Source organism: Christiangramia sp. OXR-203 (assembly GCF_034372165.1).
Lineage (GTDB): Bacteria > Bacteroidota > Bacteroidia > Flavobacteriales > Flavobacteriaceae > Christiangramia.
The window spans coordinates 1800033-1825750 of sequence record NZ_CP139698.1 but is presented as its reverse complement, the minus strand read 5'-3'; the positions used below and the strand labels follow the sequence as shown (position 1 = coordinate 1825750).

22 protein-coding genes are annotated in these 25718 nt (G+C 36.1%); 15 read left to right on the top strand and 7 right to left on the bottom strand.

All coding sequences use genetic code 11. The features are described 5' to 3' along the window. Positions 1-10: 10 nt before the first annotated feature. From T8I65_RS08305 to T8I65_RS08285, 5 genes are all read right to left on the bottom strand, one after another. Complete coding sequence (locus T8I65_RS08305) at positions 11-508, bottom strand: DUF4402 domain-containing protein (protein ID WP_322300251.1); 498 nt, start codon at positions 506-508, stop codon at positions 11-13. Between the two features lie 86 nt (positions 509-594). Continuing rightward, positions 595-1077, bottom strand: a complete 483-nt coding sequence (locus T8I65_RS08300; RefSeq protein ID WP_322300250.1) for a DUF4402 domain-containing protein — start codon at positions 1075-1077, stop codon at positions 595-597. 202 nt (positions 1078-1279) lie between these two features. Next, the gene (locus tag T8I65_RS08295) at positions 1280-1789 is read right to left on the bottom strand and encodes a DUF4402 domain-containing protein (RefSeq protein WP_322300249.1); all 510 of its coding nucleotides are present in this window, start codon (positions 1787-1789) and stop codon (positions 1280-1282) included. 200 nt (positions 1790-1989) lie between these two features. Further along, complete coding sequence (locus T8I65_RS08290; protein WP_322300248.1) at positions 1990-2313, bottom strand: hypothetical protein; 324 nt, start codon at positions 2311-2313, stop codon at positions 1990-1992. A gap of 127 nt (positions 2314-2440) precedes the next feature. Next, positions 2441-3289, bottom strand: a complete 849-nt coding sequence (locus T8I65_RS08285) for an OmpA/MotB family protein (RefSeq protein WP_322300247.1) — start codon at positions 3287-3289, stop codon at positions 2441-2443. Positions 3290-3706: 417 nt separating this feature from the next. On the opposite strand from T8I65_RS08285, the gene T8I65_RS08280 reads away from it, so the two are divergent. Continuing rightward, the gene (locus T8I65_RS08280; RefSeq protein WP_322300246.1) at positions 3707-8740 is read left to right on the top strand and encodes a translocation/assembly module TamB domain-containing protein; all 5034 of its coding nucleotides are present in this window, start codon (positions 3707-3709) and stop codon (positions 8738-8740) included. Then, positions 8730-11003, top strand: a complete 2274-nt coding sequence (locus T8I65_RS08275; RefSeq protein WP_322300245.1) for a BamA/TamA family outer membrane protein — start codon at positions 8730-8732, stop codon at positions 11001-11003. Before T8I65_RS08280 ends, T8I65_RS08275 begins: the two co-directional genes overlap by 11 nt. Here T8I65_RS08275 and upp read toward each other — a convergent pair. Next, on the bottom strand, positions 11000-11659 hold the full coding sequence (gene upp / locus T8I65_RS08270; RefSeq protein ID WP_322300244.1) for a uracil phosphoribosyltransferase: 660 nt from the start codon (positions 11657-11659) through the stop codon (positions 11000-11002). The genes T8I65_RS08275 and upp overlap by 4 nt on opposite strands. A 144-nt stretch (positions 11660-11803) precedes the next feature. Between upp and T8I65_RS08265 the strand changes: the two genes are divergently transcribed. The 3 genes from T8I65_RS08265 to T8I65_RS08255 all read left to right on the top strand — a co-directional run bounded on the left by T8I65_RS08265 (position 11804) and on the right by T8I65_RS08255 (position 13458). Next, positions 11804-12421 (top strand): hypothetical protein, encoded by a 618-nt coding sequence (locus T8I65_RS08265; protein WP_322300243.1) that lies wholly within the window; start codon positions 11804-11806, stop codon positions 12419-12421. A 159-nt stretch (positions 12422-12580) separates the two neighbouring features. After that, entirely contained in the window at positions 12581-12784 is a 204-nt protein-coding gene (locus T8I65_RS08260; protein WP_141877763.1) for a dodecin family protein, read from the top strand. A gap of 101 nt (positions 12785-12885) precedes the next feature. After that, the gene (locus T8I65_RS08255) at positions 12886-13458 is read left to right on the top strand and encodes a Crp/Fnr family transcriptional regulator (RefSeq protein ID WP_322300242.1); all 573 of its coding nucleotides are present in this window, start codon (positions 12886-12888) and stop codon (positions 13456-13458) included. Between the two features lie 60 nt (positions 13459-13518). Here the strand turns inward: T8I65_RS08255 and T8I65_RS08250 are convergent, their stop codons facing one another. Beyond that, positions 13519-14529: a zinc-binding alcohol dehydrogenase family protein gene (locus T8I65_RS08250; RefSeq protein WP_322300241.1), complete on the bottom strand. Its 1011-nt coding sequence runs from the start codon at positions 14527-14529 to the stop codon at positions 13519-13521. Positions 14530-14854: 325 nt separating this feature from the next. On the opposite strand from T8I65_RS08250, the gene T8I65_RS08245 reads away from it, so the two are divergent. The 10 genes from T8I65_RS08245 (at position 14855) to T8I65_RS08200 (ending at position 25716) form a co-directional block, all read left to right on the top strand. Next, positions 14855-15316 (top strand): cold-shock protein, encoded by a 462-nt coding sequence (locus T8I65_RS08245; RefSeq protein ID WP_141877760.1) that lies wholly within the window; start codon positions 14855-14857, stop codon positions 15314-15316. 348 nt (positions 15317-15664) lie between these two features. Next, a complete protein-coding gene (locus T8I65_RS08240) occupies positions 15665-16627 on the top strand; it encodes an acyl-CoA desaturase (protein ID WP_322300240.1) in 963 nt (320 codons plus the stop codon). A gap of 65 nt (positions 16628-16692) precedes the next feature. Beyond that, positions 16693-16887 carry a cold-shock protein gene (locus T8I65_RS08235; protein ID WP_141877758.1) on the top strand — a complete coding sequence of 65 codons (195 nt, stop codon included), beginning with the start codon at positions 16693-16695 and terminating at the stop codon, positions 16885-16887. A gap of 100 nt (positions 16888-16987) precedes the next feature. After that, positions 16988-17182, top strand: a complete 195-nt coding sequence (locus T8I65_RS08230; protein WP_141877758.1) for a cold-shock protein — start codon at positions 16988-16990, stop codon at positions 17180-17182. Positions 17183-17279: 97 nt separating this feature from the next. Continuing rightward, complete coding sequence (locus tag T8I65_RS08225; RefSeq protein ID WP_141877756.1) at positions 17280-17474, top strand: cold-shock protein; 195 nt, start codon at positions 17280-17282, stop codon at positions 17472-17474. A 147-nt stretch (positions 17475-17621) separates the two neighbouring features. Continuing rightward, positions 17622-18680: an AI-2E family transporter gene (locus tag T8I65_RS08220; protein ID WP_322300239.1), complete on the top strand. Its 1059-nt coding sequence runs from the start codon at positions 17622-17624 to the stop codon at positions 18678-18680. Positions 18681-18726: 46 nt separating this feature from the next. Further along, on the top strand, positions 18727-21561 hold the full coding sequence (locus tag T8I65_RS08215; RefSeq protein ID WP_322300238.1) for a pitrilysin family protein: 2835 nt from the start codon (positions 18727-18729) through the stop codon (positions 21559-21561). A 229-nt stretch (positions 21562-21790) separates the two neighbouring features. Beyond that, positions 21791-24679 (top strand): PAS domain S-box protein, encoded by a 2889-nt coding sequence (locus T8I65_RS08210; RefSeq protein ID WP_322300237.1) that lies wholly within the window; start codon positions 21791-21793, stop codon positions 24677-24679. Between the two features lie 135 nt (positions 24680-24814). Continuing rightward, positions 24815-25213, top strand: coding sequence for a response regulator (locus T8I65_RS08205; protein WP_322300236.1), 399 nt, complete (start codon positions 24815-24817; stop codon positions 25211-25213). Positions 25214-25278: 65 nt separating this feature from the next. Beyond that, positions 25279-25716 carry a PepSY-like domain-containing protein gene (locus T8I65_RS08200; protein WP_322300235.1) on the top strand — a complete coding sequence of 146 codons (438 nt, stop codon included), beginning with the start codon at positions 25279-25281 and terminating at the stop codon, positions 25714-25716. The last annotated feature ends 2 nt before the right edge of the window (positions 25717-25718 follow it).

The window sequence follows — 25718 nt, the reverse complement described above, 5'->3', positions numbered from 1 at the left end:
CCAATAATGGTTAGTTGTAACTTACTGTTACATTGAATCCTGTAGAGTTTGTATAAAATCCAGCTGCCTGATTGGCTTCAAGGTTTAAAGTTGCTCCAATTTTTAAAATATCGATATCATCTCCAGATAGTTCAGGAATGGCGGTAAATTCATTTATTAAGAGAAATTGATTAGGATTATTCTCATTAAATAGCTTGAAGTTTTCTGGCAGCGTAATAGAATAATTATAGCTACCATGCTTTACAATGGCTTCAGCAGCACTTACCTGCCCAGGATTCCCGGGTGATAATTGAAGTCCGTAAGCCGTTCTACTCCCTTCTGGAGATAGAATTACTCTACCGGGATTATACCCACTTATCACATTACCAAAATGTAGATCTACACTTTTAGTAATTTCAATAGGTTCAACAACTGCAGCAGTTGAATTGACAACTGCACTTGCAGACACCTGAGCAAATGAATAGCCCGTACACAAAAATATAAGTAAAGAGTAGAAAAATCTTTTCATGAATGGAAGTCACAATTAAATAGAAGGATAAAAAAACGCCGCCATTTTCTATGACGGCGTTTCTCTTCTATAATATCAATTATTTTTTATTCGTAACTAACAGTAACTTTAACGTCACCAGAATAAATATCTGGCACTTGATTTGCATTTACAACCAGCGCTCCACCTACATATATAGTCCGATTCCCTGAAATACTAGTTTCTGTTAAATTGGTAGTTGGATTCAAAGTCATTGGGGTTTGACCATCTGCCTTTAATGTAGATGCTTCTACGTCTACAGAATATAACTGACCGGCTTCTGCGGTGACTGCAAAGATTGCGGCAGTAGGAGTACTACCTGGTGCATTCATATCATCGTCAATAGTTCTAGTTGCATCAGCACTAGCTTCAATGCTAACAGTCCCTCCAGTAGCAGAGCCTATAATCTTTCCGAAATTTAAATCTTGAGAACTTTCAATTTTTATCGGGCTCACAATTATTGCATTTGAAGTAGCAGTAGCGTTTGATGATCCTTGAGAGTATCCAAGTGCAGACACAAATAACATTGCAAGTAGCGCAATTCTTTTCATAACGAGTAGGTTTTTGGTTTGTTAGTGTCGTAAAGATGACTTTAATGAAGTCCTACAACCAAACTTATTCGTTGAAATGTTATTAAAAATCGTTCAGTAGCATTTAAGTGTCGATGAATGGAAAGAAGATTAACAATTTTAAATGATTTTATAGTACGGTTAAATAAATTAAAATTGTAAGTACTCCCTTACGTAGTAGTTTTTAATTATAACTAACAACCACGGCAATGGGAGTAGAGCTGGAATAGGATCCAGGATCTAATCCTGGCTTCAATTCTAGAGTTGCACCAACCTTTATTAGTTGCGTATCCTTATCTAAGGTTTTTGAATCAATTTCTGTCTTAAAATCTTTCAGAATGATTTCGGTAGTACCATTAGTTAATTTAATATTTTGCTCCGGTATCTGGACACTATAAGTGTAACCATTCTGACCGCTAACTTGCAGATTTGCAGCTGTTGCATTCGCTGAGTTCTTAAGAATTGCTCCACCATTTGCAGTTCTGCTATTATCAGGATTCAGTATCACCTGACCTCCATATTGAGCATCTACATCTGCAAAGTTCATGTTACTGGTTGTTTGTAATGTGATAGGCTTAACGATGGTTACAGATGCCGTGAAAGTGGCGGTAGCACTATTTTGTGCTACCGATACAAAGGTGATTAAAAACAACACAAGGCTAAGTAAAAATTTCACGAGACTTCTCTTCATCATATATCAAATATAGATAAACAACATAAAACATCGATGTAAGACAATATATTATCGATGAAATGCACTTATATTTAACATTTGAATAACATTCCGCTTACAGCTTTCAAAAGGTTTAATAGGAATAAGTAAAAACAGCTTAATTTGTGAAACAAAAAACCGCTGCCAGACAGCGGTTTTCAATTCATTTTATTAATTAGATCCTATCTAGAAGAATTTAGGTTTTCACGTGATTTTACATCTTCTTCTTTTGCCCCCTTATTATTAAACTGCATGTTTTCCTCATCTACCAGATCTGTTTTATCTTCTGGTCTTGAATCATTACTAGCTGGAATATCAAGTTCATCGGGTGTAAAATCAACTTTTTCTTTATGATCAAGTTCTCTATCCTGTCCTTTATTCATACTTCTACCTTTCTCATTCAGGGCTTCTTTATCTTCTTGCGTGATATCAGGATTGTATGGTAAATCCTTGTTATCTGACTGTATTAATTTCGAACTACTGGATTCTGTCTTTACTTCTTTCATAATTTCAGTTTTATGAAATATACAAAGCTATCTACCGAGAAATAGTGAAGGGGAAGTTAATCTACCGTTAATGGAAACAAAAAAAGAGAGCGGAAGCTCTCTTTTATAATATAGTTTTAAAAAAAATCTATTCAGTGTCAGCCATAGTCCCTTCCGATTCCAGCATCGCGAAGAATTTATCCAGATTAGGGATAATTACGATTCGGGTTCTTCTGTTTTTAGCCATATTGTCCTTATTAGTATTATCAACTAAAGGTTGGTAACTACTTCTTCCGGCAGCGATTAATTTTGAAGGATCTACATTATACTTATCCTGTAGAATTCGCACAATAGAAGTTGCTCTTCGAACACTTAAATCCCAGTTATCCTGAAGATAGGATTCTTTTACCATAGTTCTATCATCAGTATGACCTTCGATCATAACTTCCATAGCTGGTTCGCTATTGATTACTTCAGCTAATTTTTTAAGTAGTGGCTGAGCTTCCTTTGTAACTCTGTAACTTCCGCTACCAAACAATAATTTATCTGAAACATTGATCATCACAACAGTTTCATCTACATTAATATCTATATCATCTGCATCAGCTCCTTCAGATATATTCTGCTTAAGATTATAAGAAACTGCAAGGTTGATACTATCCTCTAAAGTTTCTGCACCTTTAACCTTTTCAGGATCGATTTTAGCAATTGTTGTTTTCATTTTCTCTTTTGTCTTCTTGGACATAACGGTGAGATCATTCATTTCCATCATTCCTTCATTCTCGGTTCTAAGAGAATTGATCTTGGAATTATAATCAGCAACACGTTCTTCTATACGTGCATACTTTTCTTCAATTTCTTCTTTCTCAACCTGCGTTTTTTGAAGTGTACTTCTTGTATCATTAAGTTGTCCTTCTAATTCAACATATTTTTTTTTAGAAACACATGAGGTCAAAAGACCTGCGGTTAATACGGTAGCTGTGATTACTTTTCTCATAACTTAGTTTAGTTCTTAGTATTCTTATTTAGTTAATACCCATCATCTCTTGCTACAATAATGCCATAAGAAAACATAACGCGACTACCTGCCCCGAGTAAGTCACCTTTAAAATTGGCGATTACAATATATTAATCGCTGATAGCAAGACGTTTGAAGTATTCAGGTTTCAACTATGAAATGAATTTGAAGACCAGGAACTCCTATATTCAAGTAGCCGATTAATTTTTTGATAGTGTAGATTATTACTCCAAATTGTTGATAATTTCTACAACCCAAGCTCAATCGGTTCCAGTTTAAGTAAATTTTTTTGCGCTTACTTCGGATATTTAACAGAAGTTTATTAGTAAACTTAGTACAATGACTTCGCCGTAATAGATCTAAACAATAACTTTGGAAACTTCTAAAATTCATTTTTTGAGCACAGCCAAAGCACGCTTTATCAAGATTTTAAAAATAATAGGGAAGATCTTTCTTGGGATTCTCATTTTATTAATTCTTATCCTTCTATTTGTAAGAAGTCCCTGGGGACAGAATATTATAAAAGACAAGTTTATATCCTCCATAGAAGAGAAGAGTGGAGCTAAGATCGATCTGGAAAGGATATATATTCAATTCAACGGAAATATTGAAGTTGATGATCTGTATATCGAACATCCAGATGGCGATACCATAATATATAGCGAACACATAACTGCGAATATCCCTTTTATGCCTTTAATAAAGGGAAATGGATTCAGTCTCGACGCTTTGGAAGCTCGACGTGTTCGGGCCAATATTATTCGGGAAGATTCTATTACAGGATTTAACTATGAAGTACTAATGAGGGCATTTACTTCAGATACTACACAAACTGCAAGCACCCCGGCAGACACGACTAGTTCAAGTATGCAGATATCTCTTGGGGAATTTGATCTAAAAGATTTTGATGTTGATTATATAGATAAGGTGAGTGGTATAGATACCAAGGCAAAATTTAGTGAACTCCAGCTTTCTTTTGCTGAAACAGATCTTACCAACATGGCTTTTGTTATTGAGGAAGCTATTTTAAATAATGCGCAGGTCACCTATAATCAAACGAAACCTTTTCCTCCTTCTGAAGGTGAAACAAGTCCCGCACCTGTTTTTGAAATTAGAAAACTGAATTTTAGTGATGTTCATGCCAGTTACAATTCCAGTCCCGATTCTCTCTCAGCAGATATGAAAATTAAATTGCTGGAAACAAGTCAGTCAAATTTTAATCTAAAGGATAGCATTATCTCTTCTGAATTGCTGAAACTTCATGATTCAGATATCATACTTGAAATACAGCAAAATACTACTTCAGCAATAACAGAAGAGCAGGAGAATGGTGCGACTGAAGCTTTTGCTTGGCCGGAATGGAAGATTAATATTGACGAAATAGACCTTGCTAATAATAACATTCTCTACCGCGTGAATGGAGCTCAGGTACAAAAAGGAACTTTTAACCCTGATATTTTGGATATTAAAGATCTTGACTTACAAGCCTCTAATATTTCTTATGCGCCCGAAAATGCGAGTTTAAATATTTCAGAATTTAATTTTACTGAAGCTTCTGGAATTGAGATAGATCGATTCAATCTTAAAGCAGATCTTACTAAAGATCAAATACAGCTCACAGATATAACTTTCGACGGAATTAGTAACAGTTTAAACGGAAATGTTCAGCTTAGCTATAATGACCTGAATGCATTTATGAAAGATCCAGGAAATGCCAGTCTGCAGGCTGATCTTTCAAACATAAATCTGGACCTTGGCGAATTTTTCAGCTTCCAGCCAGATTTAAGAGAGAACGAGTATTTGAAGAATCTTGCTAAATCACCAGTAAAAGGAAATCTTTCCATTAATGGTAAAGTCGATAATCTAAACCTTTCTAATTTAAACCTACGTTGGAGAAATACAAACATTCAGGGTAATGGAAGTATCGTAAATGCGCAGGACCCAGAAAACTTAAGTTTTAATCTTCCAAATGTAAGACTTTCGTCAACTAGAAAAGATCTTCAAAACTTTGTAAGTGAAGCTGATCTTGGGATGCAAATTCCAGAAAAGATCAGTATCAATGGTAGTTTTAAAGGTAATATGGAAAAGGTTAGCACAAATGCCAAGATCACTACAACCGATGGGAATATTAACGTGGATGGAAACTTTGAATTCGGGGATCAGATCGCTTTTGATGCAGAAGTTCAGGGTGATGGAATATCTTTAGGCAGGTTACTTCAAAATGATGCTCTGGGTGATCTGCAATTAGACATAAAACTTACCGGAAGTGGAAATTCTGTAGCAGACCTTAATGCGAGTCTTGATTCTACGATAGATAGTTTTACTTATAATGGATACGAGTTCAGGCAGATCGATATAACCGGGGAACTCGAAAACGGAAAAGGACCAGTCAATTTGATATATCAGGATGCAAATCTCGACATGGAAGCTCAATTGGATGTTGCTCTTGATTCTGTTTCTCCAAGAGTAGATTTTAGTTTATACCTGGATGGTGCAGATCTGGAGGCTCTGGGAATCACCCAAAAAACGATCAAAGCCGCATTTGAATTACAGGGCTGGTTTGAAGGAAATTCTTCGGAATATGAACTTGAAGCAGAAATAATCGACGGAGTAGCGGTTTATAATAACAAAGCTTATTTATTAGGTAGTTTTAAAGCAGATGCATTTGTAAGACAGGATACTACTTCCGTAGACATTAATAACAGAATCCTGAACTTAGACCTCAAATCTAACGCAACACCTGCAGCTTTTTCAGCAGCCATAGACCGACATTTCAAGAGATATATTACGGAAAATTATCAGGAGGACTCTATTTTCAATCCTGTTAATATGAAGATGAATGCTAAGATAAGTGAAGCACCAATAATAACAGAAGTCTTCCTTCTTAATCTACAAAAACTGGATACGGTTAATATTGATGTGGACTTTGCAGAATCTGAAAGAAGGTTGGATGCCAATATCGATGTGCCATTTGTGAATTACTTCAATAGTGAGATCGATAGTTTAAAACTGGATCTTAGATCCAATCCACAGGATCTAAAATTCGAGTTCGCATTTAAAGAATTAAATACCGGTCCGCTGGCTATAAAGCGTACCATAATTGGAGGTGATGTTCAGAGTAGAAAATTGAATCTTGAATTCACCTCGGTTTATGACACTACCCAGGTTGTTCACGCTACTTCACAGTTGAATTTCCAGGGTGATACCTTGCAATTTCATATCGATAATAAAGACCTGATTTTAAATGGTAATCCGTGGCAAATAGAGGATTCTAATATGCTAAGCTTTGATACAGGTTACCTGAATTTCCAAAACTTCAGATTGTTTAGAGAAGACCAGGAAATGCGTATAAGTAACGATAAAACTGGTGTTGAAAAAGAACATCTGAGCCTTGACTTTAAAAACTTTAAGTTGGCTGCACTGCTAAGTTATTTGAATCCAGAAGAGAAGCTGGCACAGGGTCAGGTGAATGGGAACATCGTATATGAAGAACCTTTTGGAGAGACCGGTATCCTGGCAGACATGGAGATCAACAAATTATCCATGCTAGGCGTGGATATGGGAACTCTAAGTTTACAGGGGAACTCTTCTGGATTTAGTCAGTATGACTTCGAAATGGCGATGAAGGGTGGGGAGATCGACCTGGATCTTACCGGGTCTTATATCGCTGCTGAACCTTCAGCAAAATTGGATCTAAATCTTGATCTTAATGAAATTCGCATGACTGCCCTGGAAGGTTTTTCTCAGGGAGAGATCAAAAATGCCAATGGAAGCTTCAGTGGAAATTTTAAACTTAATGGGACTTTACTAGAGCCAGTTTATGAGGGAAACCTGCAATTTGATGCTGCTTCCTTTAACATTGCCATGCTAGATTCTCAGTTTACTTTGCCAAATGAGCAGCTTGATATGGATAATCAGGGTGTGTATTTCAATAATTTTGAGATCGTTGATGCTGAAAGTAATTCAATCGTGGTCAATGGAGAAGTAAGTACGCCAACTTTCTTAAACCCAGGATTTGATCTAGATGTTCAGGCAGAAAACTTTAAACTCATTAATTCTACGGAAGAGGATAATGACCTTTTCTACGGAACTGCGGTTGTTGATGTGGATGCTCAAATTAAGGGTGATCTTACTCTACCAAAAGTTACTATGAATGTTGATGTACGAAAAAGTACAAATCTTACGTATGTAGTACCAGAAACCGAACTTCAAATGAAGGAAAGGGATGGGGTCGTTATTTTTGTGAATAAGGAAAACCCGAACGATATTCTAACTGAAACTGAAGAAGAAAGCTATGTAGTTTCTGGTTATGATATCTTTACCAGATTAACTGTAAATGAAGGAGCTAAGTTCAATGTGATTATCAACCAGGAAACTGGTGATATTTTCCAGGTTCAGGGAGAAGGAGATCTAATCTTTAATATGTATCCAAACGGTAGAACTGCTCTTACGGGAATTTACAATATCAACGATGGTTACTATGAAATGAGTCTCTATAACCTTGTTAAACGACGATTCGATATAGCTGATGGTAGTCGTGTATCCTGGGCAGGAGATCCATTTGATGCCCAACTTGATGTAAGAGCAATATATCGAATAGAAACTGCAGCATCAGGCTTATTGTCGTCAAGTTTAACCGCTGTAGACCCAGAACAGGAAGGAATGTATAGACAAGAAATTCCTTTCCTGGTTTATCTAAACGTAGACGGAGATCTTATGGCTCCAAAAATTTCCTTTGGATTAGATATGCCAGAAGATGAACGTGGTGCAATCGGCGGAAATGTATATAACAGAGTTCAGCAATTGAACAGCCAGGAACAGGAGTTAAATAAACAAGTATTTTCATTACTGGTTCTAAACAGGTTCTTTCCGGAAGGTGGAAGTACAGGTGCCGGTGGTGGTACCATGGATGTTGCCAGAGATAACCTGAATAGTGCTTTATCTGACCAGTTAAACATGTTATCAAGCAAAGTACTTGGTAACAGCGGACTGCAATTGAACTTTAATCTTGATAGTTATACAGATTACCAGGGTGACAACGGGCCTCAGGATCGTACGCAATTAGATATTAGTGCTCAGAAAGCATTTCTTGAAGACAGGTTGATCGTAGAAGTGGGAAGTGCCGTAGACATTCAGGGAGGAAACCAGGCAGGGCAGGAAGCAAGCCCGGTTATAGGAAATGTAAGTATTTCCTACCTTCTTGATGAGAATGGTATCTGGAGATTGAAAGGTTTCAGTAAAAGTCAGTATGAAAATGTGATTGACGGGCAGTTAGTGGTGAGTGGTATTTCCTTAATTTTCACCAAAGAATTCAACAAGTTCAAGAACATGTTTGAAAAGGCGGTGATGGAAGAAGTTCAAAAGGAAAAGAAAGAACACGAAGACTCAGAAAGTTCAGAAGGTACAGAAAGCACAGAATATGAAAATTAGAATTTCAGTAATCATATTAATAGCTGTAGCACTATTTCAGTCCTGCAGTGTGGAAAAATTCATACCTGAAGAAGAATCACTTTATACCGGTGCCGAGATCAGTATAGAATCTGATTCCACGATTAAGGAGAAACCACAATTGAAAGCTGAATTGCAGAGTGTTCTTAGGCCAGAGCCGAACGCGCAAATCCTGGGAATGAGACCAGGACTTTATTTTCATTATAAAGCACAACGCGAGAAGCCGGGAATCATCAATAAATTTTTAAATAAAAAATTAGGAGAGGAACCAGTGTATCTGTCAGATGTTGATCTCGAAAATACGGAAGAATTACTTCTGAATAGATTGGAAAACAGAGGTTTCTTTTATTCGAATGTAACTTCAGGAGAAATAAAAGATGAAGATGCTAAAACAGCCTTTGTAAATTATGATCTAAATGTGCCGGAGCCTTACACAATGGCCTCATATCAGCTAGATAATGACACATTATTAGTGTATCGTGAGATCAAAAGCAACCTGGAAAAGACACTGCTGGAAGATGGGATGAGATTTGATCTTCCGAAGTTGAAATTGGAAAGAGAACGTATCGATCTATTCCTGAAAGGGGAAGGTTTTTATAATTTTAATCCCGGTTTTTTAATCTTTGAAGCAGATACAAACCAATACGATAAGAAAAAATTTGATCTGTTTCTAAGGCTTAAAAAGGATGTGCCGGCAAAGTCTGTTATTCCATACAGGATCTCCAATGTAAATGTATATGCAAATTACAATGTAGATGAAGATAGCGTTACCAATAATTATAAGCGTTTTGAGGATAAAAACTACTTCCAGGATGAACTGTTTTTTAAACCAAAGTATTTAGACCCATATTTACTTATTGAAACTGGAGATAATTTTAGTCCGGAAGCCTCTAGAGCAACTAGTAGGAGATTGGGAACTATAGGTGCTTATAAATTTGTGAATATCAGGTATGATGAAGTAGATACTCTGGCCGTGGACAGTATTGGTCTTCTTGAAGCTAATATTTTTCTGTCACCACTAAAAAAGCGTGCAATCAAAGCAGAGCTGCAGGCCCTGACAAAATCTAACAATTTTGCAGGTCCGCATCTTGGAGTAACCTTTTCAAATAGAAACCTGTTCAAAGGTGGTGAGCGACTGGATATCTCAGCTAATTTTGGATATGAAGTTCAGCTTGGAGATGGCGGAATCCCAGGTAAAAATTCTTTGAATTTTGCACTAAGTAATGATCTGATTGTGCCACGTCTTCTTTTCCCTATTGAATTCAATAATAATTTCTTCAGATATGATATTCCGAAAACCAGGATAAGCCTGGGTGGAGATTATCTAAAGAGAGCTCAGTTATTCACCCTAACCAGCCTGAACGCTGCATTTGGTTATTTCTGGAATGCGAACAGGTATGTCACCCATGAATTAAATCCTATAGATCTTAACTTTATTAGACTCGGTAATGAAAGTGAAGAATTTGAAGAAATACTGAGGGAAAACCCTATTCTGGAAAGTAGTTTTGACCAGGAATTTATAGCTGGTCTCACTTATTCCTTTACTTATAATGGAATGATAGATACCAAGAAAAAACATGTATTCTTTCTTAATTCGAACTTTGATATTGCGGGTAATAGCATGAGCCTTATTGGTTCTGAAAATGAGGAAGGTAAAAATGAAGTTTTTGGACTGGATTATGCCCAATACGCTAAACTGGACATGGATTTTCGTTATCATTATAGATTTGACAATCAAAGTTTGATTGCTACCAGATTATTTGGTGGTTACGGGATTCCTTATGGAAATTCAGATGTAATGCCATTTAGTAAACAGTATTTTTCTGGTGGACCATATAGTGTTAGAGCTTTTAGAACCAGATCCTTAGGTCCAGGTACCTTTCAGGGTGTAGAGGACAGTGAGCAATATCGTGACCAATCCGGTAACATTAGAATTGAAGCCAACGCAGAATATAGATTTCCGATTGTCACTTATTTAAACGGTGCATTTTTCGTGGATGCTGGAAATGTATGGAATAGTAAATCTCAGGAAGAAACTGGTTTTGAACAAGGTCAATTTCAATCAGATTTTATCAATGAGCTAGGAATTGGGGCAGGAGCAGGTTTAAGAATAGATATCCAAAGTTTCGTGATAAGATTCGACCTTGCGTTTCCAATACATGATCCAAATGAGCCACAAGGTGAAAGATGGGTAAATGATTTTGGTAGCCCGGTGTTCAACTTCGCTATTGGATATCCTTTTTAATGCTGAAGTTTTTGACCGTAACAAAGATCTCCAGCGTCACCTAAACCAGGTACTATATAACCATTTTTATCCAGTTCATTATCTATCGTAGCGATCCAGAGTTTAGAGTTATCAGGAAACTCTGACTTTAAAAATTCAATTCCTTCCGAAGAGCCAATAACAGAAACAAGGTGGATTTTCGCAGGTTTTCCCATTGGGGCAATTGCTTTTAAAACATTGGCGAAAGATTTTCCCGTTGCAAGCATGGGATCTGCCAGAATTAGAGTTTTACCTTCCAGAGAAGGCGAAGCCATATATTCCACTAGAACTTCAAAATTCTCATCATTGTTGGGATGATGTCTATAAGCCGAAATAAAGGAATTTTCAGCATCATCAAAATAATTAAGGATTCCCTGGTGTAATGGCAAACCTGCTCGTAATATAGAACAGATCACAACCTCATTGTCTGGCTGAGCAATTTCAGAAGTTCCAAGCGGCGTTTCAATCGCTTGCTTATTGTAATTGAGTTCCTGGCTAAGTTCATAAGACATGATCTCTCCCAGTCGCTCAATATTTCTACGGAAGCGCATGCGGTCCTTTTGCACATGTACGTCTCTCAGTTGACTTATAAATTTATTAGCGATAGAATTATTTTGGGATAGTTCGTGAACCTGCATGTAAATCTGACTTTTATAATACTCAAAATTACTTTTTTTATTTTACTATAGAGAACACACTCAAACTTGAATTTGTTCGTTTTCTTACTAATGTTTAAAAATGGCTGTATTTTTGATATAATTATGCTGCACCAACCACTTACTATGAATAGATTGATTCTCATACTACTAATATTTAGCTCTGCTTCCCTCTATTCTCAAATTGAGATCCCAAGAAGCACGAATACCGGACGGGTTATTAAAGCTGAAGAGTCAAATACTACAGGATTTCCTATTCTGAAGAGAGATAATACTGAAAAAGAAAGTCGGTTTTTGAAAGAGAAGCCCAAAGCAATAGACCTTAGAGAAAACCCTAATAATCTTCTTACTGAAGCAGATGCCATGAAAGAGAAGTGGGCGAAAGACGCCGAAGTCAAAGAAGAATATAGATTTGATCAGAGTCTTGGGAACGTAGTTACACAAGGTAGATTTGTGGAAGTGTACTGTAGAGATCATCAATTTATAGATGGCGACAAGGTGCAGATCATCGTTAATGGAGAATTAGTGGAAGCGAGTGTTATGCTAACTGCTGGATTCAAACCGATATTGGTAAACTTGCAGGAAGGCTTTAATAGTATTCAATTTGTTGCACTTAATCAGGGAAGTTCTGGTCCCAACACTGCCGAGCTAAGAGTACTCAGTGAAAAAGGGGAGATGCTTGCTAAAAAAGAATGGAACTTGCTTACTGGCGCAAAAGCCGAATTGATCGTAGTCAAAAATTAAAAAATCCCCGGTTTAATTGAAAACAAATTTAAGATTAGGTATTGATTCTATGAATAATTTCACAAGAACTTAAGGTTCCCTGACAATCTTCTGTTAATCATTCTTCCAAAGCTTCTTTAAGTTGGTAAATTGAAATCAATAACCAATAAAATTAAAATTATGGGAATTGTAAAAGTGATTGAAGTGATTGCCGCTTCAGAAAAAAGTTTTGATGATGCAGTACAAAAAGCAGTTACAGAAGCTGCAAAAACGGTAAAGAATATAAGGTCAGTCTACGTTAAAGAGATGAAAGCTCATGTAGATGGGGACAAGATTACTTCTTATGCTGTAAATGCTAAAATATCTTTCGATAAAACTAGTTAGTTTTAGAAACTTATATATTTAAAAAATGCCGGGCCTGCGCCCGGCATTTTTTTATACATTCAAGTATAATAGCTTAAATTTGCATGCAAATAATTGATTAGATGCCTGCAGATATCATTGATCACATTAGCCGGGAAATTGACCTTTCGGAATTGGAGAAGACTGAATTCAGAAGTATTCTTTCTGAAGTTTCTCTTCATAAAAAGGAACTTCTTATTAAACCGGGGCAAACCGTACAAGATGAATATTTTGTAGTAGAAGGTTGTTTGCGTGCATACTATCTCGATGAGCAGGGAAATAAGCATATAATCCAGTTTGCCATAGAAGACTGGTGGATCAGTGATTTTGAAGCCTTTTTTACGAATCAACCATCAAAGCTTTATGTAGAAGCAATAGAAGACTCAAAACTATTATCCTTAAACCGTACACTCCTGGAAGAGCTATATAATAGAATTCCGAAATTTGAGCGTTTTTTCAGACTAAAAACCACCGGTGCATTTGTTTCACTTAGAAAAAGGATCCTTTCATCACTTGAGAAATCTAATAAAGAAAGATACTTGGATTTTTGTGAAACCTATCCAGAAATAGAAAAGCGTGTCCAGAATTACCATATCGCTAATTATTTAGGGATGAAACCAGAAAGCCTTAGTAGAATTCGAAAGGAACTTGCTTGAGGCATTAAGCCTTGGTTCCAGATGTAGGTTAGAATTCGATAAATCTGGTCAAAGTGTTCTTCAAAATTCAATTACATTTTTACCTATAGATTTGCCAGATTCCTGAAGCTTGTGAACCTCTCTAAAAACTTCAGCATTCAAACCATGAAATTCTCTGTTTTTAGTCGATATAATCTTGCCAGTATCTGCTAATTCAGAAACTCGCGTCAATATTTCGTGCTGCTTAGATTTATCTTTGGTGTCAAACATGGATCTCGTAAACATCAATTCCCAGTGAAAACTTATACTTTTTTCCTTTAAGACATTAAGATCTACATTCTCTGAAGTATTTACGATACAAGCGATATGACCTTGTGGAGCGATTAATTTTGTCATCGCTTCCCAGTGTCCAGATGTATCTGCGAAATTAAGAATATACGAGATCGAGTCTGTCTCTTTATCCAGTTCTTCTAGCAATTTATGGTGATTCACAACTCTATCTGCGCCCATCTTTTTACACCACTCAACTGTATCCTCTCGAGATGCTGTTGCAATCACTTCAAACTGAGTCAATTCTTTTAAGATTTGAATCGCAATAGAGCCAACACCACCAGCACCACCAATGATGAGTACCTTCTCATCTTTTCCCTCACCTTCAGCAATGTTCATCCTGTCAAAAATACATTCCCAGGCGGTTAAGGCAGTAAGTGGTAAGGCAGCAGATTCCATCCAGTTTAACTTAGCTGGTTTTTTGGCTACAATTGCATCATCTATACATTGGTATTCTGCATAACAACCAGGTTTCGTTATGTCACCAGCATAATACACTTCATCTCCAACGCTAAAGTTCTCCACGTTACTGCCGACATTTTCAACAACTCCAGCTGCATCCCATCCAATTATTTTCGGTTCGTTTAACTCTTCATTTTCCGCCGAATTTTTTCTTACCTTATAATCAACCGGGTTTATCGATATTGCTTTAATCTTTACTAAAAGTTCATTAGAACTACAGGAAGGTTTATCACTTTCATATTCATTCAGACTTGAAATATTGCTAATAGGGAGTGATCTAGTAAATCCAATTGCTTTCATATTTTTTATTTCAAAATAATAATTTAAAATCAAAATTTACTTCAATTATCATTAAACCTTTATTGATAATATCACCGGTAGCCGAGTGTGATTTTCTGAAGTAAAAGTTATTAAAAACAAAATTTTCAGAACTCGACTATTTAAAGCTTTCAGAATTGATTTGCTATGACTATCTTTGTAAAAATTTTAATGCAGGCTAGAATGGCTAATGCTCTCTCTGAATAAATCCTACAAAAGATAATCTTACACATTAAATTTTTCTGGTATTCGTTTAGTTGGTTCAATGCATTGAAATTTTCAACGAATATTAATTAATTTATAGTGAATGGCAAGATCCGGACAAACCCAAAACAAAAGAGAGAAAGAAAAGAAAAAGATTAAAAAACGTAAGGAGAAAGAAGCCAAGCGTTTAGAAAGAAAAGAAAATTCCAACAAAGGTGGATCATTTGAGGATATGATCGCTTATGTTGACGCAGACGGTAATTTAACCGACACTCCACCAGATCCAACTCAGAAGGTAGAAGTAGAAGTAGAGGATATCGAAATCGCTATCCCTAAGAAAGAAGATAGAGAAGAGGAAGAGATCATTACCGATACAGAAGGGAAAGTTTCATTTTTCGATCATTCTAAAGGATTTGGGTTTATTATAGGTAAACAAACCGGTGAGAAATACTTTGTACACGTAAGTGGTCTTATTGATGAAATCGATGAGAATGATAAAGTAAGTTTCGAGCTGGAGCAAGGAATGAAAGGGCTTAACGCAGTAAGAGTTAAGATCATTGACTAATTTCCCTTCCATGAGATTGAACTAAATACAGAACTGAATGTATCCTGTAGCGTAAAAGTTTGAAAACTAATTGATTATTTATATTGTGGATGTAATAATAAAGATTACATTTGCCATAGTAAATATTTTAGTTCTCTTCACTTTTTAGTCCTTTCAGGATATTTCAAGTTTTGTTTACTTCATTATTTAGTTTGTAAATTTAATAGTACCAGTATCAACAATCCAATTTTCGCTCAAAAACGAGCATCCGATTTCTCAAAGACTCTTCGAAGCCGGGTAAATACCTATTTCAAAAAAAATAACATCAGTAAACACGCGAATGCTAGCATGATAGTGAAAACTGTTCTTATGCTTTTGACTTTCGTAGCTCCTTTAGTAATCGTGAATACCGGAATGGTAGAAAGTACCTGGTTGCTATTCGCACTTTATATCATAAGTGGTTTTGGAATGGCTGGGATAGGCATGGGAATCATGCACGATGCAATTCATAACTCTTACTCAAAAAACCAAAAGGTCAATCAGTATTTAGGATATACTTTAAACCTTATCGGTGCCAATGCAAGTATCTGGAGAATTCAGCATAATGTATTGCATCATACGTTCACAAACATAGAAGAGGCTGATGATGATATCAATCCTCCGTTTTTCTTAAGATTTACTCCACATACCAAGAGATATAGTATCCATAAATTTCAACACTTATATAGTTGGTTTTTCTATGGTTTATCTACGGTAAGCTGGGTAACTGCTAAGGATTTTGTTAGAATGGCAAAATTCAAGAAAATGGGATTCTTCAAAGAAGGTAAAGAATTTAGAAAACAGTTGTCTACTGTAATCGGATGGAAACTGGCTTCGTTCTTCTTTGTTTTAATTCTGCCAATAATTATGACACCTCAGGCATGGTGGATCGTGGTTCTGGCGTTTGTAAGTATGCATTTCGTTACCGGTTTGATGATTACTACCATCTTTCAGTTAGCGCATATTGTTCCAACGACTGAGTATCCATTACCTGACGAAAAAGGTATTGTACAGGGTGACTGGGCTAGCCATCAACTTTTAACAACTGCTAATTTTTCCCCTAAGAGCAGGTTGTTCTCTTGGTTCATTGGTGGATTAAATTATCAAATTGAGCATCATTTATTACCAAATATTTGTCACGTTCATTATAGAAAGATATCACATATAGTAGCGCAGACCGCCAAAGAATATGGTTTGCCTTATCATAATAAACACAGCTTTGTATCTGCTGTTGGAGAGCATTTTAAAATGCTTCGTCAACTAGGTAAAGTAGATAAATTGCGAGTTGGATAGTTCAGATCGGAAGCCATACGATCTCAAAAGTTTAATGGCATTTTATAACAATTAATTATTAAGTAATGCAAGAAGGAAAAGTGAAGTTTTTTAATTCAACAAAAGGATTTGGATTTATAAAAGCTGACGATTCGAACGAAGACATCTTTGTACACTCAACTGGTCTTATCGACGAGATTCGTGAAGATGACAGAGTACAATTTGAAACAGAACAAGGTAAAAAAGGCCTTAACGCTGTGAACGTTGAAGTAATTGACTAATTATTTTCAAGTTTCAGTGTGAGACTTATAAATAAGGTTAGATCAAGGCCGGATGATCTTTAAATTTAACCGGCATCAATAACAATTAATAAGTAAAGTAATGCAAGAAGGTAAAGTAAAGTTTTTTAATTCAACAAAAGGATTTGGATTTATAAAAGCTGACGATTCTAACGAGGACATCTTTGTACATTCAACAGGTCTTATCGACGAGATTCGTGAAGATGACAGAGTACAATTTGAAACAGAACAAGGTAAAAAAGGCCTTAATGCTGTTAACGTTGAAGTAATCGACTAGTTATTTCAAGGTTTCAGTTTGAGACTTATAAATAATAGATCACGGCCGGATGATCTTTAAATGGAGCCGGCATCAATAACAATTAATTAGTATAGTAATGCAAGAAGGTAAAGTAAAATTTTTCAATGCAACCAAGGGATTTGGTTTCATTAAATCAGACGAAACAAGCGAAGACATCTTTGTACACTCTAGTGGTCTTATCGATGAAATTCGTGAAGATGACAGAGTTCAGTTCGAAACTGAGCAAGGTAGAAAAGGATTGAATGCTGTAAACGTTGAAGTAATCGACTAAGCACGTTCTAATCTATAGAATTAAAGCCATCCTAAACGGGTGGCTTTTTTTTATAAACTTTTTTAAACATTAGCTCTTTGTGTTTTTATTAATAAAATTACATGAAACATTTACGATATTGTTCAAACCAATCAAAATCAATTATTCATGTTTAAAGGCAAGCGCGCAATACTTTACATAGCGGCAGCAATTCTCTCCATATACTTTTTAATAGCCGGCCTGGTAAAAGCGAAAGGTTTTTTTGCTCCTCTGGCTACGGCTGTCATTTTAAGTCTCGTCGTTTTACCTCTTAGCATCTGGATGGAGAAGTACATGAAAAGAGCATGGGCGGCCATGTTAAACAGTCTGCTTCTATTTGGTGTTAGTATAGGACTTATGGCTTTGGTAAGCATGCAGGTAAGAAATTTTGCAGAGGACTGGCCAGAGATCCAGGAGCAAATGACTCCAAAGATAGAACAGCTTAAAACCTTTGCATTAGAACATACTCCGCTTGACCCTGACGATATTAATCAGTCTAAAGAAGAAGAAGAAAGCGCTGCTATGGGATCTGATATGCGTAAAAGGATCACTACTTTTCTTAGCGGACTCTCAAGTTTTATGGCGAATTATCTTCTCACATTCGTTTATGTATTCTTTTTACTGATTTACCGTGAGATTTTTAAAAATTTTCTTTTGCGAGTTATGCCAGATTCCAAACAGGAATCAATTAAAAATACTCTTACAAAATCTATTAAAGTTGCATCTCAGTATTTACTTGGGAAATTAATGCTTATGGGGTTACTCGCGGTATTATATTCTATAGGCCTGGGGATTTCAGGAGTGAACAATTTTATTTTGGTAAGTGTGATTGCAGCAGTCTTGACATTGATTCCTTATGTTGGGAATATTCTGGGGTTCACTATGGCGGTAGCATTTGGGTTCTTAAGTAGTGGAGAAACAAGTGTACTTATTGGTATCGCTCTCACCTTTACGGTTACCCAGTTTGTAGAATCTTATGTACTTCAACCATTTATTGTAGGTGATCGCGTGGATGTGCATCCATTCTTTATTATTGTATCTGTAATAGCCGGAAATATGATCTGGGGCATCATTGGTATGATTCTCGCAATTCCTGTACTTGGTATCATAGTAGTAATTCTGTACAATATTGAAGCCACCAAACCCTTAGGTATTCTTCTGAGTAAAACCAAGTTCACAGAGAATTGATTGCTATTAATTTCTTATTTTGGGAGAGTAACTAATTTATTCTTCAATGAGAAAATTTTATTTTTTTCTAATATCAGTTTTTTTATTATCTGGTGTTAGTGTGGGTCAATCTTCAGAAGCAACTCAGCAAATTCCTGAATTCAAACTTAATTATGAAAAGTTTACTCTAGAGAATGGTCTGGAAGTAATTTTACACGAGGATCATAGCGATCCAATAGTTGCTGTTGCTACCATGATGCACGTAGGTTCTAACCGTGAGAAACCTGGCAAAACAGGATTTGCTCATTTCTTTGAACACATGAGTTTTAACGATTCTGAAAACGTTCCCGTGGGTGCCAACCGTAAAATGATCCCCGAGTGGGGTGGAAGTAGAAATGGTGGAACCTGGAGCGATGGTACTGTTTATTACGAAGTGGTACCTAAAGATGCTTTCGAAAAGATACTCTGGATCGATTCAGATAGATTTGGATATATGATCAATACAGTTACGCAGGCTGCCCTTGATCGTGAAAAGCAGGTCGTTAAGAATGAAAAACGCCAGCGTGTAGATAATGCTCCATATGGATATACAGACGAGATCATAAGGAAAAATCTTTACCCAAAAGATCATCCTTATAATTGGACGGTTATAGGTCAGCTACCAGATTTACAGTCGGCAACCCTTGAGGATGTAAAGGAATTCTATAAACAATACTATGGAGCGGCCAATGCTTCCCTGGTCATTGCTGGAGATATTCAAATAGAGGAAACTAAGAAGCTCGTTAGACAATGGTTTGGTGAGATTCCCTCAGGACCAGAGGTTGAGCCTATAGAAGCGATGCCCGTAGAACTTGAAACCACAAAAAATTTATACTTCGAAGATAATTTTGCAAAACTTCCCGAGCTTAGAATGATTTATCCAACAGTGGAAGATTATAATGAGGATATGTACGCTCTTCAAATTTTAGGGCAGTTATTAAGTGGAAGCAAAAAATCACCTTTGTATCAAACGGTAGTAGAAGAATCCAAATTTGCACCTCGTATTAGTACTTATCAAAGCAGTAGTGAACTTGCTGGTGAGTTCGTTGTTAGAGTAAGGGCCAATGCCGGCATAGATCTGGATAGCGTGCATATTGCGATTCAAAATGGTTTTACAAGATTTGAGAAAGCTGGTGTAAGCGAGGATGATCTCAAAAGAATTAAAGCTGAACTTGAAACTCGATTATATCAGGGAGTTAGCACCGTACTCAATAAAGCTTTTCAGTTGGTGCAGGATAACGAATTTAATGGTGATCCGGGCTATCTAACAAAAACTGCTGAACTTACTAATAAGGTAACTTCAGAAGATGTAATGCGCGTTTATAATAAGTATATTAAAGATCAGCACTACATTATGACCAGTGTAGTTCCAAAAGGAATCATAGACCTCGCCATAGAAAATTCCGAAGAAGCCGAAGTTTGGATAGAAGAAGTAAAGAAGGATGTAGCTAGCGAAGAAGTTAGCCAGGGAAAAGAGGCTGTGTATGATAAAACTCCTTCAAAATATGATCGTAGTGAACCTGATTTTGGTGATCTGCCATTATTTAAGTCACCGGAAATCTGGACTGCTGAGCTTAAAAATGGGATGCAGGTCTTTGGAATTGATAATAATGAAATTCCACTTGTACAATTTGATATAACAATTCCAGGTGGACAGCGTTTGGATCCAGTTGGAAAAGAAGGAGTTTCTTACCTGCTAAGTGATTTGATGCTACAAGGGACAGCTAATAAAACTCCGGCTGAACTGGAAGAAGCTCTTGGACTATTGGGAGCTAATGTCTACATAAGTACCGGGAATGAAGGTTTTAGTATTTCAGGAACCTGTCTTAGTAAGAATTTTGAAGGTACCATGAAATTAGTTGAAGAGATTTTGATGGAACCGAGATGGGATGTAACCGAATTGTCCAGATTAAAACAGGCTCTCGAAACAAATTTGAAAGATCGGGAAGCAAATCCGCAGGCGATTGCATCCACAGCGTTCTATAAACTTTTATATGGAGATAGTCATAGTTTTGGAGTACCTGTAAACGGCACATTAAAAACTACCGCAGATATTAATATGGAGGATCTTAGATCTTACTACGATAAGTTATCACCAGAAAATGCGAAGTTCCATATCGCTGGAGCAATGGATCAGAAACAGGTTTTGGATGTCATCTCAACTATGGCTGACGACTGGGCGACTGAAGCTCCTGTTATTTCTACTTCTGAAATAAGTGCTGAAGGTGAACCAGGCACATTATACTTCATTGATGTTCCTGATGCTAAACAATCTGTTATTATGATTGGCAAACTGGTTCTTACCGAAAATGATGAAGATGCCAGTAAGCTAAATTTTGCGAATGAAATTCTTGGTGGTGGCTCTAGCGGTAAATTATTTCAGACTTTAAGAATAGAAAAAGGCTATACCTATGGTGCTTATTCCGGCATATCTAAGAATGAGACAATTTCACCGTTTTATATTTCAACTAGTGTAAGGGCGAATGCTACACTCCCTTCTCTTAAGATCATAGAAGAAATGGTTACAAATTATTCCAATGATTTTGGTCCTGCGGAAGTAGAACTTACTCAGAATAAATTACTGAAAGAAAACACCCGTTCATATGAAAGTTTAGGTGCTAAATTGGGTATTCTGAGAGACATAAGTAAGTACAACAAATCTGAAGATTTTATTGAATCGCAACAGGAAGAATTAATGAATATGACAGAAAAAGATTTTAAATCTGTTATTACTGAATACCTGAACGAAAAGGAGATGATTTACCTGGTAGTAGGGGATAAGGCCACACAATTAGAAGAGGTAAAGAAATTAGGGAAACCTGTAATTGAACTTGACATTTACGCTAATAAAATTACTCAGTAGAATAATTTAGAAGATTTTTGAAACAAGATAAACAGCGCGACCTTGTCGCGCTGTTTGTTTATAGAATCATCATATAATCAATAAATTAACACAAATAAATTAGCCATAATTTTTTGTTAACAAGAAATATTAGGTATTTTAGTTATATCATCAATCTAATCCAAAATTTCTAGAATATATTTTCAGTTCTTACTGTGAATTTATTCAATGCCTAATCGATCGAACTTGTATGTCGAATACGAAATCAATTCAACTATTACATGTAGAAGATTCAGATACAGATGCGTATTTAGTAACAAGGCATCTGGAGAAAACTGATATTGAAATTCATCTGGCTACACGTAGAGATGAATTCGAATTCCTTTTCCAAAATCATCATTTTGATATTATACTTTGTGACCATAACCTACCAGATCTCGACTCAGAGGATGCCTTGGAAATTGTAAGGAAAAAGGATAGTTTATTACCGTTTATAATATTTTCGGGCTCTCTGCCGCCAGGTGCAGCGGTAAAGCTGATGGAGAAGGGAGCAAATGATTTTCTATTTAAGGATAGGCCTGAAAGGCTCGTACCTGCGATACATAATGCAATTAGCCGATGTAAATTAGAACGGGAACGTTCGCAAATGGAAAAGCAGATTCGGTTCAGTGAGAACAGATTTCGCAAACTAGTGGAGTCTTCACATGAAATAGTTTGCATCTTAAACCGTGAAGCCAAAATTACCTATAGTAGCCCTTCAATTCAAAATTTATTCAGAGCTCATACAAGAGTGCTGGGATCCACAATTAATGAGGTTATCAAATTCGAGAATCCAATTCAATTCTATGAATTATTTAATGAATGTATTCACAATGAGCAGCGCATAGAAAACATACTCAACATTGAAATAGTAGATACCATAGGAGTCTTCAAATGTATCTTTAAAAACCACTTTAACGATGAAGGTATTGATGGTGTTATCGTAAAGTTTCGGGATATCACTGAAGAAAAATTGAAAGATAGGCAACTAAGGGAAAAGGATGAAAAGCTTAGAGCTTTCTATGAGAATAGTATCGACGGGATCATTCTTGCTAAAACCGATGGATTTATTACCGCTGCAAATCCTGCAATGTGTGCGATGTTGGGTATGGAAGAGTCTGAAATAATAGGTTTGCACAGAAGCGATGTTGTTCATACCAGTGAAGAAGAGATGGCAGAAATGCTGAAGGAACGCGAAGTTACAGGAAAAGCAAAGTCTGAGATGCAACTAAAGAGAAAAGATGGTTCAATATTTCCTGCTGAAGTAGCTTCTTCCATTCTTCCAATTGAACGCAATGGCAAAAAGATTCTTAAAACTGCCAATATTATTCGGGATATTTCGATCCAAAAAAAATACATAGACCAGATCAATGAAACTGCCAAGAAATTACAGTACGCAGAGAAAATTGCCAGAATTGGATATCTTGAAATTAATCTAAAAGAGAACTCAGTCTATTGTTCCGGGGAAGTTGCGAGTATTCTTGATATTTCCAATTGCAGAGATTTAGAGATAACCGAGTTCCGCAATCTCGTGGTGGATGAAGATATTCCAAAATTCGAAAACCTAAAACAGTCCGTTTTAGTAAGAAGGGAGACCAAAAATATAGAACTACGTATAAAAGTCTCCAATTCAAAAATTAGATGGTTGAATGTTATTGTTAGTCCTTTAGAGGAAAACGGAAGTATAGTGGGGGGAAAAGGAACCTTACAGGATATAACAGAGAAAAAAGTAAACTTTGAAAAATTAGCAATTAGTGAAAATAGGTATAAAAGTCTAATTCAATCACAAACAAACTATTTTATACGAATAGATCTTCAGGGTAATTTCACCTATTGCAACGACCGGTATATTGAAGACTTTGGCTGGCTTTATCCAAACAATGATCCAATTGGCAAAAACAGCCTGATAGATACTCTGCCCGGGCACTACGATAAAATTATGGAAATTAGTGAGACATGTTTAAAATCTCCATTCAAAAATTATCAGTTAGAAATTACAAAACTTGGAAAGGACAATCTCCATAAAGCCACTATCTGGGATATGGTATTTCTGGAAAATGAAAACGGTACGGGAGAATTACAATGTGTTGGTATTGATATCTCAGACAGGGTAAAGGCTGAAGATGAGAATAAGTTTCAAGCAAACATCCTTAGTAGAATTGGACAGGGAGTTGTAGCGACAGATGACCAGGGCAATATTAAATACTTCAATGCTGCTGCTGAAAAAATTTATGGATGGAAATTTGAAGAGGTTCAAAATGAAAATTTAATAGAATTGATGTTTCCAGATCTTCATGAGACCGATTTATTAAATGACATATTGGAAAAGGTTGCTTACGATCATACTTTTCATAGTCAGTATGATGGTAGAAAAAGCGATGGTAGAAGTTTTCCCGTACAAATTACAATATCCGGGATAACAAATCAGGATGGTCAGCTTAACGGAATTATTTGCATATTTTCAGATATAAGCAAGCTTAAGAGGTCTGAACTTAAATTGAGAGAACTTAATGAGAATCTCACAAGTTATACAAATGAGCTTGTGAGTGCCAATAAAGGTTTAGAACAATTTAGTTATATAGTGTCGCATAATTTAAGAGCGCCTGTAGCGAATATCATTGGTATTTCTGAGATCATAGCAGATGATGAAATAGATTCAGCTACTAAAGAGAAATTAGTATCAGACATGCTAAAGAATGTAGAACGACTCGATATGGTAGTTCGTGATCTTAACAATATTCTAAAAGTGAAAGCTGATTACAACCGGGCTAGAGAGCATGTAAATTTCCAGTGTCTCACAGATGATGTTTTGCAAATGACGGGATCCATTTTAGAAAATCAAAAAATCAGAATTAAGACAGATTTTAAGGATTGGGAAGGCATGCTAACGTCAAGAAGTTACCTGCATAGCGTTTTTTATAATTTGATACTGAATAGTATAAAATACAAACATCCAGATAGAGATTTAGTACTTAAAATCACAAGTACCTCGAATAAAGAATTTAATAGTCTCATATTCCTGGATAATGGTCTTGAATTAAACTGGGCACGAACAAAGAAGAATTATTCCAATTATACAAGCGACAGCATTTGCATATAGAAGGCAAGGGAATGGGACTGTTCATGGTGAAAACTCAACTAGAGCTAATTGGAGGAAAAATCAGTATCGACAGTAAATTAAATGAATGGACTAAAGTAACCATCGAATTTTCTAATAATAATAAAAATACTGACATTGAAAATTCATGATTACATAATCGTAGATGACGATCCTGTAAATAATCTAATCTGCAAATTAGTAATTGAGAAATTCGATTCCAATGCCCGTGTTAAGGTTTTTCAGGAACCAGAAAAAGGTTTGGCTTACTTGCAATCTTGTAAGAAATATGAAGGAGATCGCAAAATGATCATCTTTTTAGATGTGAATATGCCTACAATGACTGGTTGGGATTTTCTGGATGAATTTTTAAAGTTTGATACCAGCATTAAAAAAATGTTTAAAGTTTATATTCTAACATCTGCGATAGAAGATTTCGATCCGGAAAAAGTCAGGTATCCTATGGTCAAAGCCTTTCTTTCTAAACCACTTCGGAAAGCTACGATGCAAGATTTAGATCTGAATCTCTCTTCCTGAGAAACTTTATGATTTCGTTTGAAACTCCCTGGAATTAAGTTTTTAGTTTTATATAAATTACTATTATGAAAAGATTTATATATGCTGGAGTGTTTGCTCTTAGTATCAGTGTGATGAGCTGTCAGGAAAACAAAGAAGAGGAAGAGACCGTTCCGGAAGTAGTTAAAACTGCATTTCAGAAGAAATATCCGGGTGAAAATGATCCGGATTGGGAAAAGGACGATCATGGCTACTGGGAATCTCATTTTAAGAAGGATGGAGAAAAATATCGTGCAGACTTTAATGCAGATGGTACCTGGGTTGAAACCGAAAACGACGTGAAGAAGAAGGAACTTCCCGAGGTCATATTAGAAATAATAGAAAGAGATTATTCAAATTATGAGATCACTGAAGTAGAACATGTTGAATCAGCAACCAAAGGTGAATTTTTCGATGTGGAGTTTAAGCAAAAAGGAAAAAATAAAGATGTTATGTTCAAACCAGATGGAACTATCATTAAATAATT